General features: G+C 70.1%; 16 protein-coding genes and 1 pseudogene. 12 read left to right on the top strand and 5 right to left on the bottom strand.

Annotation, left to right across the window (positions count from 1 at the left end; translation table 11 throughout):
* The first annotated feature begins 34 nt into the window (after nt 1-34).
* From WMF36_RS09510 to WMF36_RS09535, 6 genes are all read left to right on the top strand, one after another.
* Nucleotides 35-1018 (top strand): hypothetical protein, encoded by a 984-nt coding sequence (locus WMF36_RS09510; protein WP_437579295.1) that lies wholly within the window; start codon nt 35-37, stop codon nt 1016-1018.
* A gap of 106 nt (nt 1019-1124) precedes the next feature.
* The gene (locus WMF36_RS09515) at nt 1125-1628 is read left to right on the top strand and encodes a hypothetical protein (RefSeq protein ID WP_437579296.1); all 504 of its coding nucleotides are present in this window, start codon (nt 1125-1127) and stop codon (nt 1626-1628) included.
* A 584-nt stretch (nt 1629-2212) separates the two neighbouring features.
* Nucleotides 2213-3190, top strand: a complete 978-nt coding sequence (locus WMF36_RS09520; protein WP_437579297.1) for a hypothetical protein — start codon at nt 2213-2215, stop codon at nt 3188-3190.
* Nucleotides 3191-3292: 102 nt separating this feature from the next.
* Nucleotides 3293-6649: a hypothetical protein gene (locus WMF36_RS09525; protein ID WP_437579298.1), complete on the top strand. Its 3357-nt coding sequence runs from the start codon at nt 3293-3295 to the stop codon at nt 6647-6649.
* A 910-nt stretch (nt 6650-7559) separates the two neighbouring features.
* On the top strand, nt 7560-7907 hold the full coding sequence (locus WMF36_RS09530; protein ID WP_437579299.1) for a hypothetical protein: 348 nt from the start codon (nt 7560-7562) through the stop codon (nt 7905-7907).
* 436 nt (nt 7908-8343) lie between these two features.
* Nucleotides 8344-9339 (top strand): metal-dependent hydrolase, encoded by a 996-nt coding sequence (locus WMF36_RS09535; RefSeq protein ID WP_437579300.1) that lies wholly within the window; start codon nt 8344-8346, stop codon nt 9337-9339.
* Nucleotides 9340-9507: 168 nt separating this feature from the next.
* Here WMF36_RS09535 and WMF36_RS09540 read toward each other — a convergent pair whose 3' ends face one another.
* From WMF36_RS09540 to WMF36_RS09550, 3 genes are all read right to left on the bottom strand, one after another.
* The gene (locus tag WMF36_RS09540; protein WP_437579301.1) at nt 9508-10455 is read right to left on the bottom strand and encodes a hypothetical protein; all 948 of its coding nucleotides are present in this window, start codon (nt 10453-10455) and stop codon (nt 9508-9510) included.
* Between the two features lie 71 nt (nt 10456-10526).
* Nucleotides 10527-11006 (bottom strand): hypothetical protein, encoded by a 480-nt coding sequence (locus WMF36_RS09545; protein ID WP_437579302.1) that lies wholly within the window; start codon nt 11004-11006, stop codon nt 10527-10529.
* A 558-nt stretch (nt 11007-11564) separates the two neighbouring features.
* Nucleotides 11565-12911, bottom strand: a complete 1347-nt coding sequence (locus tag WMF36_RS09550) for a glycoside hydrolase family 30 protein (RefSeq protein WP_437581876.1) — start codon at nt 12909-12911, stop codon at nt 11565-11567.
* Here WMF36_RS09550 and WMF36_RS09555 point away from each other — a divergent pair.
* Nucleotides 12871-13137, top strand: a complete 267-nt coding sequence (locus WMF36_RS09555; protein WP_437582067.1) for a hypothetical protein — start codon at nt 12871-12873, stop codon at nt 13135-13137. The genes WMF36_RS09550 and WMF36_RS09555 overlap by 41 nt on opposite strands.
* Nucleotides 13138-13381: 244 nt before the next feature.
* On the opposite strand, the gene WMF36_RS09560 is transcribed toward WMF36_RS09555, so the two are convergent.
* On the bottom strand, nt 13382-13981 hold the full coding sequence (locus WMF36_RS09560) for a hypothetical protein (RefSeq protein ID WP_437579303.1): 600 nt from the start codon (nt 13979-13981) through the stop codon (nt 13382-13384).
* Nucleotides 13982-14178: 197 nt separating this feature from the next.
* Between WMF36_RS09560 and WMF36_RS09565 the strand changes: the two genes are divergently transcribed.
* The 4 genes and pseudogenes from WMF36_RS09565 to WMF36_RS09580 all read left to right on the top strand — a co-directional run.
* Nucleotides 14179-14565: a VOC family protein gene (locus tag WMF36_RS09565; RefSeq protein ID WP_437488799.1), complete on the top strand. Its 387-nt coding sequence runs from the start codon at nt 14179-14181 to the stop codon at nt 14563-14565.
* A 43-nt stretch (nt 14566-14608) separates the two neighbouring features.
* On the top strand, nt 14609-15625 hold the full coding sequence (locus WMF36_RS09570; protein ID WP_437579304.1) for an SMP-30/gluconolactonase/LRE family protein: 1017 nt from the start codon (nt 14609-14611) through the stop codon (nt 15623-15625).
* Nucleotides 15626-15839: 214 nt separating this feature from the next.
* Nucleotides 15840-16181 (top strand): hypothetical protein, encoded by a 342-nt coding sequence (locus WMF36_RS09575; protein WP_437579305.1) that lies wholly within the window; start codon nt 15840-15842, stop codon nt 16179-16181.
* 192 nt (nt 16182-16373) lie between these two features.
* Nucleotides 16374-16771, top strand: a pseudogene (locus WMF36_RS09580) (NADAR family protein); the annotation flags it as partial.
* Nucleotides 16772-16926: 155 nt separating this feature from the next.
* Here the strand turns inward: WMF36_RS09580 and WMF36_RS09585 are convergent.
* Nucleotides 16927-17070: a hypothetical protein gene (locus tag WMF36_RS09585; protein ID WP_437579306.1), complete on the bottom strand. Its 144-nt coding sequence runs from the start codon at nt 17068-17070 to the stop codon at nt 16927-16929.
* Between the two features lie 935 nt (nt 17071-18005).
* On the opposite strand from WMF36_RS09585, the gene WMF36_RS09590 reads away from it, so the two are divergent.
* Complete coding sequence (locus WMF36_RS09590; protein ID WP_437579307.1) at nt 18006-18941, top strand: hypothetical protein; 936 nt, start codon at nt 18006-18008, stop codon at nt 18939-18941.
* Nucleotides 18942-18976: the final 35 nt, after the last annotated feature.

Genomic DNA, 18976 nt, shown 5'->3' on the forward strand with positions numbered 1-18976 from the left:
AGCGCTCGATCAAGGCTTTGCCAAAGAGGGATGTATGAGAATCCAGGGTTGTCTCCGCTCGGTGCTCTTCTCGCTCGCGGTTGCCTCCACGGCGCTCGTCTCGCCCGCCTGCAGCAAGTCGCCGCAGATCACGGCGGAGAGCCTCGAGGACAACTGGGCGCTCGTGGAGCAGCACGAGCCCGGCTCCGTGGTCATGACCGTGGCCCAGGACGGCAAGGTGACGGTGCTCGTGAAGGACCGCGAGGGGAAGCCGATCGAGGAGGGCGTGTCGGGCAACCTCACGGTCAAGGTGCCTGGCAAGGACGGCGCCCCCGTGACGGCGCAGCTCGTGCCGGAGCCCAGATCGGGCGGTGTCCTGCTCGCCAAGATCCCGCCGCTCGAGGACGACCTGACCGAGGTGAGCTACGAGTTCAAGGTCAAGGGCGAGCCGTTCACGGGGGTGCTGCACGTGCCGCGCGGCGGGACCCGGGAGCTCCAGGAGAGCGCCAAGGAGAGCCAGGCGACCAAGATCGACGGCATGAAGGGCCCGAACGGGGGTGTGCTCCAGCCCGTCGGGGACGACATCGTGGAGATCGTCGCCGACAAGGAGACGGGCGACGTGCGCGTCTACGTGCTCGATCTCAACCTCAAGCCGGTCGCGATCGGCGAGCGCGAGATCAAGCTGGCCATCCACACGGCGTCGGGCCCCGACGTCATCGTGCTCGCGCCCGGGCCCGATCGGCTTTACTTCACGGGCAAGCTGAACGTGAAGGTCAACCCGACCAAGATCACGGTGGTGCTCAAGGAGGGCGGGCACACGGACGTGGTCCTCTGCGGCTACCGTCCGGGCTCGGTGATCGTGGTCGGCCCGAGCGCGCCGGTGATCGCCATCCTGGTGGCCACCGCGTGGGCTGTGAAGGTCAACGTCAAGCCCACGGTGATCGTGCACGACGACGATGACGACGACGGCCGCCGGGTCATCGTCGTCCACAAGGGCAAGGGGAAGGGAAAGGGCCGGGGCAAGTGGCGCTGGAAGTGAGGGGAAGTGATGGTGGAGGTGCGCGCCGCGGCCACCCGCGGCGCCCGGGCGCGGTAAGGTAGGGGCGCCGCGCGCACGCGCCTCACCCGACGGAAAGCCCTTCTCCATGACCGAAGCGCCCGATCTCCCCGACCTTTCCCCCGACGACTGCCACCCCCGCGCGGCCGCCGCGCTCGCCGACCCGTTCTTCTGGTCGCTCACCGACGTGACCGCCCCCTTCGGCAACGAGACGGCGCACGACACGCTCACCGCGTTCCGCGACTTCCGCGACGAGCACCCGAAGGCGAGCCCCATCGAGCTCCTCGACGCGCTCCTCGCCCGCTGGGAGGTCGACAACGCCCACTGGAACGCCGTGGACGCGGCCGAGGTCCAGGCCCTCGGCGAGGACGACGAGTACAGCCTGCTCATGCGCGACGAGGCGATCCTCGCCCTCGCCTTCAGCCAGATTGTCACCGAGGGCAGGCTCGAGCCCGAGGTCCGCCGCCGCGCGCTGCTGGCGCTGGCCCGGCAGGCGCTGCCCGCCCTCCTCAGCGCCTTCGAGGGCCGCGCCCTCGAGCGAGCGCTCAGGATCGACCGGATGCGGGCCGTCCTCTCGGAGCGATGGGACTAGCGCCGGGCGACGAACAGGGCCTTCTCGAGCCTACCGCTTTCCCGTGCGAACGTAGGGGCGGCGGGTGTCCGAGCTGGCTCGGTAGGACTTGCAGCAAAAGACCTTGGCGCGCGCCACGCAGCTGTCGCCCGCCGCCGCCGGATCGCAGGACGCAACACGCTGCGATTTGTACATGGACGGCTTGAAGACCAAGAGCCCTTTGTGTCGCCGGTGTCCTTGCATTTCATGCCGTTGAGGCTCGCGGGCGTCAGGACGTACGCGGGCGAGGAATTCTCCGCCGCGGTGGTGCTGGTGCCCTGCGATACCGCGCGACGGTTGCGCTCATGGATCGTCGAGCTCATCGGTTCAGGAGATGAAGCGGGTGAAGCGCGTGAGGCGCGTGAAGCGCGTGAAGCGCGTGAAGAGATCCCCCTCTTCCGTCTGCGCAAAGGCCCGGCAGGAGCGCTCGTCGGCCTCGGCCTTGGCCGATCCCCTGGAGCCAGCGCTGCGCGCATGATACGATCATCGTTCCGGCGATCGGTATCGCATGGGACCTTGCAACGAATGGGTAGGGCATGGCGCCCCGAAAAAGTAAGGAGTGAGGAATGGAGCTCAGGGCATGGTGCGCGGCGCTCTGCGCAGGGACGATGGGTCTCGTGGGGTGCGGCGGGGGCGCGGGCACAAACCAGGACAGCGGCTCGCCGGGCGCCGGAGGCCCGGGCGCCGGAGGCCAAGGGCAGGGGGGTGACGTCTTCGGGCAGGGGGGTGACATCTTCGGGCAGGGGGGTGGTCCCATCGGCAACGGGGCCAACGGAGCGAGCGGTGGGACAGGGGGCAACGGCCCGACCGGCTCGGGGTGCGAGCACGTCGATGTCGTGTTCGCGGTCGACAACTCCTCGAGCATGAATGAGGAAAAGCAATCGATGCGCGAGGTCGTGTTCCCGGCCTTCGCGCAGGCGCTGCTCGATATCAGCGGCATCCAGGACTTCCGCGCGGCCGTGCTGGACGCCTGCCCGCAGCCCGCAAATTTCCACACGCGCGGCGTCGCGGGCGAGTGTTCGTTCCAGAGCGGAAAGTCGTGGATGGAGAGCTCGAGCACCGACCTCCTCGCCGAGTTCGAGTGCGTCGCAGATGTTTACTCGGACGATGTCCAGTGCAGCGGCAACAACGACGACGAGCAGCCCGTGTCCTCCGTCGCCGCCTCGCTGGAGCCGCCGTTCTCGAACGAGGAGAACGCGGGCTTCCTCCGCGACGATGCGCTGCTCGTGGTGGTGGCGATCACCGATGAGGACGAGCAGCCCGTCCCGAGCCAGCAGCCGCAAGCGATCCACGATCGGCTCGTCGCCGTGAAGGGCGACGCAAAGAACGTCGTGTTCCTCGGCATCGGCGGGAGGACCGATTGCGAGGGGGCCTATGGGGACGCGAACGAGGCCGAGGACATGCAGCGGCTCGTGGACACCTTCGCCGCCGACAACCGTGGCTTCTTCTGGGATCTTTGCGAGGGGCACCTCGAGGACGGCCTCACGAACGCCCTCACGGCGATCGAAGAGGCGTGCGAGGAGTTCGTACCCGTCGTGAATTGACGCGCGCCGGGCGCCAGGGAACGCCTTGAAAGCACCTGGCCCCGGAGCGGCGGAGCGTTCGACCTTGCCCTGATCGCGCCTCGCGGCGGTAGGATCGCCGCCATGGACATCGCTTCCTTCCTGGCCGAGGTCGAGCCGCTTGCCCACTACGACCGCGTCCGCCGCGCCGTGGCGCTGGGCGGCGCCGCCGCGCGCGGCGACGCTGATGCCGCGGCGCTCCTCGGCGCGCTCTCGGGCAGCGATCAGGCCTACGAGCGCCTCCTCGCGCTCATGGCCGTGTACGGCTCGGGAGACGGCGCGCGCGTCGTCGCGGCCGTGTCGGACCCGTCCCGCCTCGTCCGGCGGCGCGCGGGCCGCATGGTGGCCCGCTTCTGCGACGACGCGCAGGCGCTCGCGGCGCTCGGCGCCCTCGTCGAGCGGCGCGCCCTCCGGCGCACGGTGGCCCAGCTCGCCCGCCGCAAGCGCCAGGGGGTCGTGGACGCCTTCCTCGGCGCGCGCATCCAGCAGGGGCGCGATCCGGCGATCGTGGATCTGCTCCCGTTCGGCTCCGAGCCGCTCGTCTCGGCGCACCGGCACGCCCTCGACGAGGCGGGCGGTCCGCACTGCCTCGCGCGGCTGGCCGGCAGGCACCCCGCGGCGGCGGCGCGCTGGTTCGGGGAGGCGATCGCGCGCTCCCGAACGCTCGACGTCCGGCTGCGCTACCGCCTCGCGCCGCTGCTCGTCCCGCTCGCCCGGCGCGCGCCCGACGCGGCGCTCCCGCTGATCCGGGCCCTCTTCGACCTCGGCGAGGAGCCCTCGTTCCTCGCCGGCCCCCTCGGCGTGCTGGCCCGCGCGCGCCCGGCCGCCACGTTCGACCTCCTCAAGGCGCGCCACGAGAGCGGCCGCCCCGCGCGGCCGCCCGGCGCCTTCGCGGTCGTGAGCTTCGACAAGGGCGCGCCGGCCCTCGGCGCCGAGCGCCTCGACTACCTCATCCGCAACGCCTGGGGCACCCTGAGCGACGGGAAGCGGGGCCCGCGGTGGTTCCTGCGGCTGCGTCCCGACGACCAGAGGGCGGTCCTCCGGGCCTTCCTCCTCGGCGGGCGAGGGGGCTTCGGCGCCTTCCTGTTCCGCTACGTGACGGCCGAGTCCGCCGAGGAGCAGGCGATCCGGGAGCGAGCCTTCGAGCGCTGGTCGCGCGCCGCGCAGGCCGCCGACGGCTCGATCGCGCCCGAGGTGCTCGACGCCCTGCCCGCCGACCTGCGCGAGCGCGAGGCGCGGCGGCACCTCGTCGACTGCCCCGCGCTCGTCGCCAGGCCGGACCGGCGGATGAGCTACGCGCGCCTCCTGCCGTTCGCCGAGGCCAGGACGGTCCTTGCGCCGCTCCTCGGGCACCCCGAGGGCGACGAGCGCGCGAAGGCGCAGGCGCTGCTCCTCGCGAGCGTCCTGCACGATCGGGGCGCGCTCGCGGACGCCCTCGCGACCGTGCGCGCCCGCAAGTTCGAGCAGGATCCGGTGCGGCGCGCGATGATCGGCGCCCTCGCCGCGCTCCCGCTCGCCCGCTTCGGGCCGGAGCACCTCGAGGCGGTGGGCGCCGTGGCGCAGGACGCGCTCGACGCCGCGGATCTGTCCCAGGCCACGGCCTCGGCCGTGGAGCGGCTCGTGGTGCGGCTGTTCCGCGTCGACGGCGCGTGGGGCGCCCGCTGGATCGCGCGGATCCTCGCCGTGCGCGGCTCGGTCTCGACGGCGGGGCTCGGGGAGGGGCTGACGAGGGCCGAGGCCGAGCGGCTCACCCCCGCGCTCGCGCAGCTCGCGGGCGCGTGGTGCACCCGCGAGCGGGCGGGGGCGGTGCTCTCGCTCGCCCACAGCCTCGGCATCCGCCTCGGGGTCGTCGTGCCGCTGCTCGAGGCGCTCGAGCGGCTGTCCCGCGAGCTCCCGTTCGCCGGCGTCGCGGCCGGCGCGCTGGCGCTCCTCCGCGCCCACGATCGGCCGCGGTTCGCGCGGCTCGTGCCCGCGCTCCTGCGCGACGACGCGAGCTTCGTCCTGATCGGCGACGTCGCCCGGCACGTGAGCTGGAAGCGCCAGGATCTCCTCGACCCGCTGCTGGACGGCCGGCCCATGACGGGCAGGTTCGCGACGGGCCGGACGCGCTGGGTGCTCGACTTCGGCGCGGGCCACGGCCGCTGGACGGCGCGGCAGCAGGAGCGGTACGCGGCCGGCCTGCGCGCGCTGCTCGCGGACGAGGCGTGCGACGTCCCCACGCTGCGGTTCGCCGTCTCCGCGCTGGTCCGGCTCGCGTACGTCGACGCCTCGGCGATCACCCCGTTCGCCGCGGATCCGAGGCCGCCGCTGCGCGAGATGGCCATCCGGGGCCTGCCGTGGCTCGACGCCGGCCAGGGCGTGCCCGTCCTGATCGAGTGCCTGGGCGACGACCGCGCGCGGTGGGCCATCTACGCGCTCCGGAAGGCGTTCGCCGAGATGCCCCGGGACCGGGTGCTCGCCGAGCTCCGGGCGGTGCCGACCACGAAGGTGACCGTGGCCAAGGAGGTCGTGCGCCTGCTTGGCGAGATGGGCGGCGACGACGCCCACCGGGACCTGCTCCGGCTGGACGGCCCGAAGACCCACCGCGACGTGCGGATCGCGCTGCTCCGGGCGCTCTGGGACCACCTCGACAAGCCCGAGACCTGGGACGTCTTTGGCCGCGCCGTCCAGGATCCCGACTGGATCGTGGCCTCGAAGCTCGCGGACCTCCCGCTCGGCAGGCTCTCGACCGAGGCCGAGCAGCGCGTCGTGGGCCTGCTCGCCGCGATCCTCGGGCGGGCGGAGCCGGAGGCGCGGCTCGACCTGCTCCGGCGCGCCGCGCAGCTGCCGCTCCGGGACGAGCAGCGCGCGCTCTTCCTCCGGCTGCTCGCGCACCTGGACGCGCCGGCGCCCGAGGAGGCGTCCGAGGCGCTGGCGGCCGTGCTCGCCCGGATGCAGCCGGACGAGGTCGCGGCCGTCGTGGCGCGGCTCCGGGAGCTCTCGCCGAGGCGTCGCCACCTCGTGGCGTTCCTGCCGGTGCTCTCGGCGCGGCTCGGCGCCTATGCCGCGCGGCACCACCTGGCGGTCGGCGAGGGGCTCCTCGCCGTGCTGAAGGCGGACGCCCTGGCCGTGCCCCAGTACCTCGGTCTCGCGGCCCGCCTGCTGCAGTGGCGGGAGCTCGGGCAGGCGCTCTCCGAGCTCGGCCGGCGGGATCTCCTGCACCACGACGCGATGGTCGCGGCGATGGCGGCGGTGCAGGGCTGCGTGTACCCGTCGCCCCTCGAGGAAGCGCTGCGGGGGAGCGACGATCCGCGGCTGCGCCGGCTCGCGCTGGAGGCGCTCGTGCAGGCGGCGTCGCCGAAGAACGGGTGGACGGAGGACCGGCGCGCGCTGCTCGAGCGCTACCGGGGCGACCGGTCCCCCGCCGTGGCGGGGCCGGCGGGGTTCATCGCGCCGCCGTGAGGGCGGCGCGCGGGGCGCGGGCTGTCTTGGGTTGAGGGATTTCCTGCGCGATTCGCGGCGCTGTTCGCGCGCAGCGAGCCGCGCGAGCGGGCGATCGAGTACGTGCGCTCGCGGATGGGGACGGCGGCGCGGTGGAACGGTTGGCAGCGACCCATCTTTTTTTGGAGGCGTGTCCACCGGGAGATGGGTGCGACCCATCTTTTTTTGGAGGCGTGTCCACCGGGAGATGGGTGCGACCCATCTTTTCTTGGAGGCGCGTCCACCGGGAGACGGGTGCGACCCATCTTTTTTTGGAGGCGTGTCCACCGGGAGATGGGTGCGACCCATCTTTTCTTGGAGGCACGTCCACCGGGAGATGGGTGCGACCCATCTTTTCTTGGAGGCGCGTCCACCGGGAGATGGGTGCGACCCATGTTTTCTTGGAGGTGCGTTCACCGGGAGACGGGTGCGACCCATCTTTTGGTGGAGGCACGTCCAGCGCGGAGATGGGTGCGACCCATCTTTTGGTGGAGGCGCCAGCCCACCGGGGCGGGTTCACGGCGTGCCGCCCGCCCAGGGCGAGGGCGCCGGGACGGCTTCGGGCTGTCTCGGGGGCTCTTCCTCCTCCTCGCGCAGCGCATGGTATGCGGCCAAGACAGCCACCGGCAGCTGGTACGCCGGGCTCCTGCGGCGCCCCGAAGCGCCGAGGAGCACCCCGAGTCGCTCCGGCGCGACCTCGTCTGGGCCATGGAGGTCCCAGGCGCCGTTTGGGCTGCCTTCTCCCTCGGTGCGGTCGACTTCGGCTTCACCGACCGCGGCGGACGCGTGGTTGCTTCGCCACGGGCGGTGGCTGCTCACGCACGCGGCGAGCCGTCCGCGCGCGTGAATTGCGTCATCGATCTGCGGCACGGAGCTTGATGACTTGCGACCCGTGAATCAGCTGCTCAGCGCGCTCCTCGTTGCTTTCGGAGTACTGGCTTGGCCGCGCCTCGCTCAGGCAACGTACAGCATTCATTGTTCGAATACGCGCGTCACGCTGATCGTCAACTACGGCGGCGAGGGCGAGCTCGTCGCGATCGCCTACTCGGAGCAGGACGAACCAGCCCCAGCCTACCTGGAGCCGACCTTCTGGCGCATGGCCGGACAGCAAGTACTTGCACTTCGCAAGCGCGCGGACGCTGACAGGCGGCAGTTTCATATCGGCATTCGCGGCAGGCACGCGGTATTGATCTTCCGGCAGCAGCGCCATTTCCTACGCTGCGACTGGGATACCGAATGACGTCGGGGGCGCCGCCATGATGGCGAGAGATCGCGAAGCGACGAATCTCGCGTAACACATCAGCTCGAGCCTCAAGCGGAGCGCCCCTCCGCCGTCGCCCACGCCACCGTGCAGGCACCGCGCGCAGCGCGGGTCCAGGCCGCCCAAGGCGCCCGCGCAGCGGGGCGAAGCGCCTGGAGGCGCGCGAGCACGGTGCCACCCTCGCCGGGCGACCGCCGAGCTCCTCCGACGTGTCCGGTTGCGCGGCCACGGTCGGCAGGTGCGGGAACCAGCAGGATCGACCTTGCGGACGCCACGTTCCTATGAGGCCTCATCCCATCCAGTTCGCCCCTGGTCGCGAGGCGGTCTTGCCGATCGGCCCGGCCCTCGGAAAGGGTGTTCGTCGCGCGGGATGGCCTTGCCCTCGCCCGGCTCCAGGAGATAGCTAGCGACGGGCATGGACTCGCTCACGCACGGGCTCTTCGGGCTGGCGGTCGGCGCGATTCGTCGCCCCGACGTCACGCCCGGCCAGGGGCGCGCGTCGCCGACCGACCGGACCGTGCTCCTCGCGTGCGTGATCGCCGCCGAGCTGCCGGATCTCGATTACCTCTGGCCGGCGGGGGACGCGGTGCTGCGCACGCTGCGCGCGCACCGGGGGCCGTCGCACGCGCTCCTCTTCGCGCCGATGGTGGCGGCGGTGGCGGCCGGGATCGCCTGGCTCGTCCTCGGGCGGCGGGCGCGGATCGGCCCGGTCTACGCCTTCAGCGTGCTCTCGGTCGCTCTCGCGCACCTCTTGCCGGATCTCTGGACCGGGTGGGGGACGCGCCTGCTGCTCCCGCTCTCCGACGCGCGCCTGACGCTCGACTGGACCGGCGTGCTCGACCCGCTCGTCACGCTGCCGCTCGCTCTCGGCGCGCTCGTCGCGTGGCGCCGGCCGGCGCGCTGGCGGCGCGCAATCCTCGCCGGCGCCGCCGTCGCCGCCGTGTACGTCGGCGGCCGGATCGCGGCGCAGCAGGTCCTCGTCGCCCGCGTCGCCGCCGCCCACCCCGAGGCGCAACGCGTCGCCGTCTTCCCCGCGATGCTCGGCGTGACGACATGGCGCTTCATCGCGACGCATGAGGACGCTTACGCCGCCGGCACGGTCGCCCTGTTCGGCGGCGCGCCGATCGAGGAGCGCCGGGTCGCGCGCGCGCCCAGCGGCCCTGTCCCCGCCCACGTCATGGCCGTCCCCACCGTGCGCGAGGCGCTCGCCTGGGCTCGCTTCCCCGTGGTCCGCCACGCCCCCGCCGAGGGAGGCGGGACCACCGTGCGCGTCGCCGACCTCCGCTATCACCTCCGCGGCGACCCGACGCTCGAGTTCATCATCGACATCGCCCCCGGCGGCGCCGTGACGCGCGCCCGCCTCGAGCGCGGCGGCTCCGCCCGCGAGCTCCTCGAGCGCTGGCGGGAGTAGCGCGTCACCTGGGGGTGAGTCGGCCCATGCGCGCCGGCGCCCAGCCACGCAGGACCGGTAGCGACGCGACAGGATGGGCCTGAGCGTCGGGCAAACTCGACCGGCGCAGCATCGCCGAGGGCCAGTACGGCCGCTTGCCCTGCAGGCTCGGACTGTGGACGCCCACGCTCAGTCCAGCACCAGCGGGGTGCCGTCGGATCCCTCGGGCGCTCTTGCTCCGATCAGGATGCGAAAATCGTCAAGGTAATCCGGGTCGTCACCGGTGCACAAGTTCGAGTCGCCTATCATGGAGTGGTCCACGCTCGCGCCCACGATCGCACGATATGCCCCGCTCGCGCCCAGCTCACCTTCGTGCCCGTCGAGGACCGAGCCGGCTGGCAGCTCGTCGATCCAGAAGTCGATCCGTGCTCTGCGGTGGCTCACGCATACATTCTGGGTCTCTTCGGGGCATCCTTCTTCGGCGCCCATCGCCATCCTGATCGGCGCAAAATAGCTCTCGACGGGCGAATAGGGTATCAGGTTGGGACCTCGGACGCCGCCCGCGAGCAGCGCGCCCGTGACGTCGGAGCCGGCGCGCACCTCGAACCATTGGTAGTCAACGACAGGACTGTAATCCGTGTAGCGCGCCGCCCGCACGAACACGGGACCGCTCTCGGGAACGGCACCGATGATGTGGGGACCGGGGAGCGTGATCGTCACGCCGTGCACGGCGCCGTCTTCGTCCGTGCAGGCAAGGTAGCGTGTTGTCGGGCTGGCTTCCTCCACCTGACATGGCGCCGCCATGATGTAATCGTAGGCATCGGATCTCTCGTCCGGCCAATCCTCGACGATGAGCTCGAAATCAGCCGAGATCCCGGCCTGTCGGGGCTCGCAGGCGGACGGCTGCTCTGGGCTCGTCGGCTCGCCGCTGTTGCTCGTGGTGCCGGGTGGAGAAGTCTCATCGGGCCCGCACGCGAGCGTCATGCAGAGGGGGACGAGAGACATGAATGCAAGCGCAACGACGGGTGAGGTCTGGTTCATTCGGTCGAGGCAAAGCAACCGGCGCGCCAGGGCGGAGTTGAACAGAACCGCTGGATGGCGCATCTGGCGCACGAGCGCGGTGGCGCAATCCGTCATGGATTGCTACGGAGTGTGCCACGAGGACGAACGGTCATGAGCCCGGGGCGGCGTGTCGAGACGAGCGCCGGTCATTCACAAGTCCAGGCGCCCGCGCGCACGACCATGCCCGTGGCGCAAGCCCATCGCTCCGCCGTGATGGCCTCGATGACGCACGACGCCGCCCTCGCGTCGATGTCGTCAGGATTCTGTGTTCCGACGGCGCAGCCCATCTCATCGAACTTGACCGCGATCTCAGGGCCGCACGGAAAGCCAAGAGCGATGACGCAATCCTTGCCGATCTCCAGCAGGTGCTTCGTCGCGGCGTCTGCGGAAGTGTCTCCAGCTTCGCAGAACACCGGGCGCTCTGCGCAGGGCGTGAGGCCCTCGAGCGGGATGGGATCGAACTTTTCCTCCGCATGGATGCCCGCACCGAAGCTCGGGTCCCGGGCGTCGCCCGAGCCTCCGGTGCCGCCCGAGCCTCCGGTGCCGCTCGAGACGTCCCAAACATCCGTACCGCCGGCGCTGACGCTTGCCTCCGGGTCGCTCGCTTCACAGCCGAGATAGCTCACGACGGAAATTGCAAGCAATCGCTGTGACCACCGCATGGACAGAGCATAGAGAGCTTCCATGCGGAGCGCAACGCGACGGATCGCTGTAGGCGGCACCGCGGAGACGCGCGGGGGCGGAGGTGGCGTCCGGGTACCCGAGGGCGGCGGGCTCTGGTCTCACGAGGCGTCGTCGTCATCGACTTCGAGCGCCGTGCTGCACACGATCTTGCAGGGAGTCGAGCACCCAACGGCGCACATCGTGATCCTCGACGTCACGGGCTTGGGCGGCCGGCGGGAGCGAGGCGCCGGCGGTGCAGGACGCCGTCCAGCCCCGCTACGCGGCCGGGCGCAGCAAGCACTATCGCTGTTGCCCGCGGCCAAAAACGAACGGCCGGCGATGACGTGGAGCGCCCACGTGACCGCGGGCACCCCCTGGATGAGCTGCGCGGGCCTCTCGGACACGAACGAGCACCGCACCAGCTGAAATTGCGGCTCACATTGCGCATCGGCGCGCACGCGGGCGCCGCGCGAGGCGGTCATGCGTGCGAGGGGCCCGAGGCAGGTCCCTTCAGGGGGAAATCAAGGCATCGGGATGACGAAGGTGGTGATGGAAAAGGCCGGGATCGTGACCGCCAGGCGATAGTCCTCGATCGCCATGTCGGGGAGCCGCTCGAGGTCCTCCGTGCGCGAGGTGCGGTGCACCTCCGCCGCGCGGCCGACCGTGGGGAGCCGGGTGAGATCGAGCGTATAGCCGCGGCTTGCGCTGCGATCGCCGTTGCGGACCACGAGCGTGAGAGAGCTGCCGTCGGCGCTGACCGCAGCCACCATGTCCTCGCTGTCGACGTCGACGATGGTTGCGCCGGGCCGGATGTAACGACTGAAGCCGGCATGCATGTAAAAGCGCTTGATGGGGGTGTAGGACTGCTCGCCGTCGTTCAGCGTGAAGCTCGCCCAGCTGCGCGCCGGATCGCCCGACTGCCAATCCACCCAGGCCTCCGGCCTGAGCTCACGCAGATCCCGGATGATGCGCTCCGCCATGAACAGCGCCGCGTCCGTGTCGTCGCTCAGGCTCTGCCCGAGCGGCCCCGATTCAGATTGCCACAGCCGCTTGCCGAGCTCGGTCGCCAGCTGCCGGAGCTCCTTGCGCCGGCTGCCCGCGTAGGAGTGGACGTTGATCTGCTGGAAAGCGGCGAGCGTCCCCGAGCCGAACGCGCGGAGGTTCTGGACGGCATCATCCATGCTGTTTTCGTCCGATGCGCTGACCACCGTATCGCCGAGGCCCTTGCTGGTGAGCTGTTTGGCGACCTCCTGGATGATCTTCTCCTGACTCGCCCGGTCGAAGTGGCAACCTTCCTGGGAGCCGTTCGATTTCCACCAGTTGGCGTAAGGCTCGTTCAACGGCTCCAGCGTGCGAAAGGTGATCGCGTGCTCGTCCCTGTAGTGACGCACGACCTCCGTGAGGTAGTGGGCGAAGTCGTCGTAGTGGTCCGCTTTGAGGTTGTCTCCGCCCGTGCGACTGCCCGAGGCGCAGCCGCTGCTCGTCATCCAGTACGGGGGAGAATTGGAGAACGCCTCGAAGATCAGATTCTCTCCGCGCTCTGCAATGCGCAAGAGGATGGCGCGCTGGTTGGCGTCGTTCTCCCACGTGAAGGTCCCGTCGGCGTCCTGGAACCCCGGCATCTCGCGATGCCGCTCCATGTGCTCGTGGGACGGATTCTCTCCTCCACCGATGTTGTAGCGGAAGATGTTGTAGCCGAGGCCACGCACCGGATCGACGACCGCTTCGACCACGGCATTGCGCTTGGCTTCGTCCCATCCGCCCACGTGATGGGCCCACCAGCACAAGCTCGTGCCCCAGCCCTCGAAAGATTGGTGGAGCACGTCCGTGTCGATCCTGACGAGCTCCGTGCCCGGATCGGCGGTCACCGTGGGGCGTGGCTCGCTCGGCGAGCCCCCGCCCCCGCCCCCGCCCCCGCCCAGCGCGCCGCCGCTCGACGTCGACGATCCGCCACCCGATCCCGCGGTCGCGCTGCCTCCGCTTCCCCCCTGGCCACCGCTCCCCGCTGCCGTGGCGTCCACGGGAGGGCTCGGATCGCGCGGGGAGCACGACACGGCCACGGTGAGTGCGGCGAGCGACGCGACGAGCGCTTGAATTTTCAACCAGGTGCGTGCGGCTTCGGGGGGTGCTGTCTTGCGCATGACGACGTGATGCCACTTCAGGGAGGCGCGTGCGGCATCCCCGTGGCCTCAGGACTTTCTCATTAGCGGAGTCTCGTCGAACGGTCAGCGGCTTCTGCACCCGAAAAGTGCCTTTGACAGAGAGCACATGGCGCTCGGGGCGCAAGATTGCAGCGGACCTTCACCGTTCGCCCGACCGACGAAGTGGCCCGGAGAGGCTAGGATACCGAGGCGTCGGGGTTCACCACCACCTGGTACTGGCGTCCCGTGGACAGCACGCTCGGATCCATGCCCTCCTTGAGCGGTACGCGCGTCCGCGTGAGCTGGTGGCCGGGTAAGCAACAAGCGAGGGTGAAGGCCGCGTCCCAGCGCAGCCGATCGAGCACCCTGTCCATGTGCACGTGGGCGTGGACGAACGTGACGAACACCGGCATCGGGGGCAGGGCATTGAGCTGATCCGCGACGTCGTCGATGCTGGCCTTGAGCCACGCCAGGCGCCGGACCCCGAAGCGATCGCGCCACGCCTCCACCAAGCCCACGTTGAGCAGAGGATCGACGCTGATGTTGTCCGCCTCGCTCTTCAGCGAAAAGAGGGCTCCGGTCCTCGCGTGGGCCCCGTCCCCGACGTGAATGACGCGACATGGGCGGCCCTTTGGCAGGAGGGGCCGAAGGTGGCAGAGGGCAGAGTAGCTCTCGGTCATTTCCTTGGCGGGCTTTGTCGCCTTTGCGAACAAGGGCCACAGGGCTTCGAAGGAGCTCCTTCGCATCAACCGGTCCAGGTAGTCGCCGTTCGGGGGCTGTGCGTCGGTGCTGGCCATAGAGGCTGTCTATAGCAGAGCTGCCCGGGGTCGGAGCCGCCGGTGGCCCCGCCGGGAGCCGGCAGCCAACCCGAGCCATCCGGGGGGAGACGATGCATGCCCTCGACCCACGTCGCGGCGCGCAACGGCCTTCGTGAGGCCCGGCGAGGGGGATGCCCGCCCCCTCGCATCGCCTCCACGCCGTGGTAAAGAAGCGCATGCACAAGAGCCGCCTGGCCGGGTTCATCATCGACTGCCGTACCGACGATCTCGATGGCGCCGCGAGCTTCTGGAGCGCGGCGCTCGGGATGCGATCGCGTGGCCGCGACGGCGAGGCCTACGTCCGCCTGGACGCCGCGGAGCGCGATCTTGTGGTCGAGGTGCAGGGCGTGAAGCACGGGAGCCGCGTGCACCTCGACATCGAGACCGACGACATCGAGGCCGAGGTGCGCCGCCTCGAGCGGCTCGGCGCCAAGCGGGTCACGCAGGCCGGGACGTGGTGGGTGCTCGATGCGCCGACCGGCCAGCGCTTCTGCGTGGTGAAGGCTCCTCGCCCGGACGCGCCCGGATTCTCCACATGGGACGACGAGGGGAACCCCCTGTAGAAGAGGCTTGACTTTCGAAAGGCGTCTGGACTTCCTAGCCTCCATGGCGCGATTCCTCGGCACGTTCACGTCCGTCGCCGTTGCTGCCGCGATGGCTTCCTGCGGGGGCGAGACTCCTCCGCACGCGCTGGCACCGGCGGCTTCCGCTCCTTCCGCCGCGCACGCGGCGACGAACAGCGTCGAGTCCCCACCTGCGGCTCCGCCAGCTCCCGCGGCGCCCAAGTCGCCCAAGCTCGCCGCGCCGAGCCCGGTCGCCAGGTATACCGGCTTCGCCAAGCCGGAGAGCGTGCTCTACGACGCGGACAACGACCGCTACCTCGTTTCGAACGTCAACGGCAATCCGAACGACAAGGACAACAACGGCTTCATCTCCGTCCTCTCGCCCGACGGTCAGGTGACGAACCTGAAGTGGATCGAGGGCGGCAAGAACAAGGTCAAGCTCGACGCGCCGACGGGCTCGGCGATCGTGAAGGGCGTGCTCTACGTCGCCGACCTCACGACCGTCCGGATGTTCGACCTCAAGACCGGGGCGCCGACGGGTGAGATCGCCATCCCCGGCGCGACGTTGCTGAACGACGTCGCGGCGGCTCCGGACGGCAAGGTCTACGTGTCCGACTCCGGCTTCAAGATCGGCGCGACCGGCAACCTGGAGGCGACGTCGAGCGACGCCATGTACGTCATCGAGAAGGGCAAGGCCAAGCTGCTGGCGAAGACCACCGACATGCACATGCCGAACGGCATCGCGTGGACGGACAAGGGGCTCGTCGTTTGCTCGAGCGGCGCTCCCGAGGTCTTCCGCCTCGACGAGAAGGGCGCCAAGCAGGACGTGACCAACACCGCGCCCGGCGGCCGCCTCGACGGCCTGGTCTCCGTCGGAGACTTGCTCCTCGTGACCAGCCACGAAGCGTCGGCGGTGCTTCGCGGGAAGCTCGGCGGAACCTTCGAGATCGCGATTCCCGAGCAGAAGACGCCCACGGATATCGGCTACGACACGAGGCGCGGACGCGTCCTCGTGCCCCACGTGATGGAGGACAAGGTCGACGTCTACGAGCTGAAGTGAGCCGCGGACGAGAGATCCCAGGTCAGGGGTCGAGGTGCCTCGCATCGAGGCACCTCGACAAATCGCGCCGATTCAGCTCGATTCGCGCTGCGCAATCTGCGCAGTAGCGAAATTCTCTAGTGATTCGGCCGCCCGCCCCGCGGCACATCCATTGCTGGAATCGATCGCGAGCGGGCTCTTCGGCCTGTGTTCCTAGCCCCTGAGGAGATATATCATGCGTACTTTTCCTTCAGCCATGTTCCCTGTCGCGTTCAGCCTCCTGCTGGGCGCCTGCGCACCGCAGGTCGACGAGCCCATCCCGGCCGAGGAGGTCGGCGAGGAGGCCCAGGCGCTCGCGGACTGCGATCCGAACCTCATCTGCAAGCAGGTCCTGACGTGCGTCGACGGGCTGGTCTACCCGACGGGCTGCGGTCCGGACAACTGCGACGAGCCCATCGGCAAGTGCTGCGATCCGAACATGATGTGCCAGATGGTCCTGACCTGCGTCGACGGGCTGGTCTACCCGACGGGCTGCGGCCCGGACAACTGTGACGAGCCCATCGGGCGGTGTGATTGAGCGGCGCGATCTGATCTGGATACGCATGACGTTCCGAGCGGTCATCATGCGCGTCCAACCGCCCGGTGTCGGCGCTCGTGACCGGCCCCTGTTGGAGGATCGCGCAGGAGTTCGCGTCGTGGATGTCAAAGGTTGGCTTGCTGCCGTCCGCGTGGGGCATGAACACCTCGAGCCCCGTGCCCCGAGGATGCGCGTGCTGTCGACGCTCACGGTACCTTCTCCAACTTCTCGCGCCATCCCGTCACGCTCAAGGGCAAGGAGTGGCCCACGAGCGAGCACTACTCCCAGGCCCAGAAGTTCGCCGGCACGGGCCACGAGGAGGAGATCCGCAACGCCTCCTGCCCCGGCATGGCGCCCGCATGGGCCGGCAGCGGAGCCGCCCGCTGCGCCCCGACCGGGAGCAGGTGAAAGACGACATCATGCGCGAGGTGGTGCTGGCGAAGTTCACCCAGCACGAGGAGTTCCGGCGCGCCCCGCTCGACACCGGGGACGCCGAGCTGGTCGAGCACACCACGAACGACGCCTGCTGGGCCGACGACGGCGACGGGAGCGGGGAGGATAGGACGAGCCGGCCGGATTACGCGAGGTAGAACCGGGCGGGACGTCAAGGCGTGCTGTCGAGCCGGGAGCCCCGGGGCACGAAAAGACCCAAGAAGGAGTGCGCGGCTCGCAGTTGGTCGAGCAGCGGGCAGAGGTGGGCCTCCGGCACGCGCGGGCGGCGCGCCGAGGGACGAGGCCGAGAGGCTCACACCGCGTCGAACGGTGGGTCTCTGGCCCTCGCGATGGGCGGCGGCTCGGTCGAGATGCCCACATGGGTCAAGATCGCCACGATGGCCTCGTGCTCGGAGATGTCGGCGATGATCCGCCGGCGCCCACCGCACGGACACACGCGAGCACGTCCTCGAAAAAGACGCGGCGGAAGAGGGACGCCCAATCGATGCGCGGCGGCCGTTGACGACGGCCAAGACGATGCCGTAGCCGAGGCTCGTGCGCGCGCTCGCCGGAGGGTGCTGGATCGCGGCGGGAGGCGGCGCCGTGATGTCGTTGGGCGCCCGCACGCCGGGCGAGGGTAGTATCGTCCTGCCCGGGGCGAAGCGAGGCCGATTGGACGAACTCCCGCAGGCTGTGCTGCGGGCGAAGGCAGCCCCTTCGATGCGTGGGTAAGCTATTGATATAGCATCGCTTTTTCAGCGAGGGCGTCGGTTCGCATAACAGGTGCCTTATGTCAATCCTTGTATGCAGCACCGCTGTACAACGGGTTGACTGGCATGGCCGCTACGAGAGGCTTGACTTTCGAATGGCCTCTGGACTTCCTATCCTCCATGCTCCTTCCGCCGCGCCCGCGGCGACGAACAGCGTCGAGTCCCCGCCTGCGGCTCCGTCAGCTCCCGCGGCGCCCAAGTCGCTTGTTCGAACATCGAGAGAGCGAAACCCGGGTCAGTAGAGCCTGTGGGTGAGCCAGGGCGGCTCTGGCAGGTCGCCGAGCGCGTGGTAGAGGGCGATCTCCGCCTACCCGTACGTTCGAAAACCCCAGCCAGAATTCAACGCCAACGCACCAAGGCGCAAAACGACGGCGAGGGAATGGACGAGAATGAGATGGCCAGGATCGCCGTCGACGCGGCGATCGAGGTGCATCGTGGCCTTGCCGCCTTGGCGTTAAATTCTGGTTTCGCGCTGCGGCACGTCGTTATGCTCTTGCTCGAACCATGCACCCGCGGAGTCTGCAGAGGAGCCGGCGCCCGGGTCGTGGCCCCTGCTCTGGGCTGCCTGTTCCATGGTTCCGCTGGATGGCCCCGGTCCGGAAAAGTCGATACCCTTATCCGCATGCGCCAGCCTGCATCGTCCCTCGCCGCCCTCTCTCTCGTGCTCTCGCTCACCGCGCCGGCGCTCGCGGACGAGACCGTCGCGGAAGGGCAGTGGGCGAAGTCCCATGGCTTCCGTCTCGGCATGGAGGCGGACGTGCTCACCCGCACCATCGAGGCGAACCTCCCCGGCCGGGAAACCGCGAGCGGCGACGGGACGAGCGACGGCGTGGAGGGGAGCTCCTTCGTGGCGTCCTTCGCGGTGGTCGCCCAGATCAAGCTCGTCGCGGGGCTCCACCTCGACGCCGAGCTGCCTTTTGCGTACGGGAGCACCCAGGCGAGCGCACCCGGCCCGGCGGAGCACGACGCGGCGACCGTCGCGCCGGAGCTCGCGGGGTTCTTCTTCGGCAATCCCTCGATAGGACTCCACTACTCCGCGAGCATTTTCCCCATGATGATGCTCATCGGCGGGCTCTCGGCCTCCATCCCCATCACGCAGGATCCGTCCGACGACACGAAGGCGGCCGCGGCGGCGGCGCTGGCCGTGCGGGGGTACTTCGACTCGCAGCGGGCGCTCCTGGAGCACGTCCCGCTGCGGGTCCGCGGCGGCATCGAGCTGCGCCCGATCGAGGCGTTCTATGTGCGGAGCGATCTCGTGACGATGCTGGCCATCCCCACGGACAGCGGCGACACGGAGCTCTTCATCGAGCAGAGCAACGAGGCGGAGCTGCGCAGCGTGGGCGGGTTCGGGGTCGGCGCGCGGCTCCAGGCCGCGTTCCCGCTCATGGAGACCGACAAGCTCCAACTCGCGGCCGAGCCCTTCGTCGGGGTGGAGCCGCCCACGTCGGGCCTGTACTTCCGGGCCGGGCTGCTCGTGGCGCTGGACGAGCCGCTCGGGTTCGGTCTGGAGCAGGGCAAGCTCGCGACGGTCCGTGTCGCGCTGGGGGGCAGATTCTGAGTCGCCGCTGAAGCAGCCGTCGACGCGGCGATCGC

This window comes from Sorangium sp. So ce887 (assembly GCF_051521455.1).
In the GTDB taxonomy this organism is placed as follows: domain Bacteria; phylum Myxococcota_A; class Polyangia; order Polyangiales; family Polyangiaceae; genus Sorangium.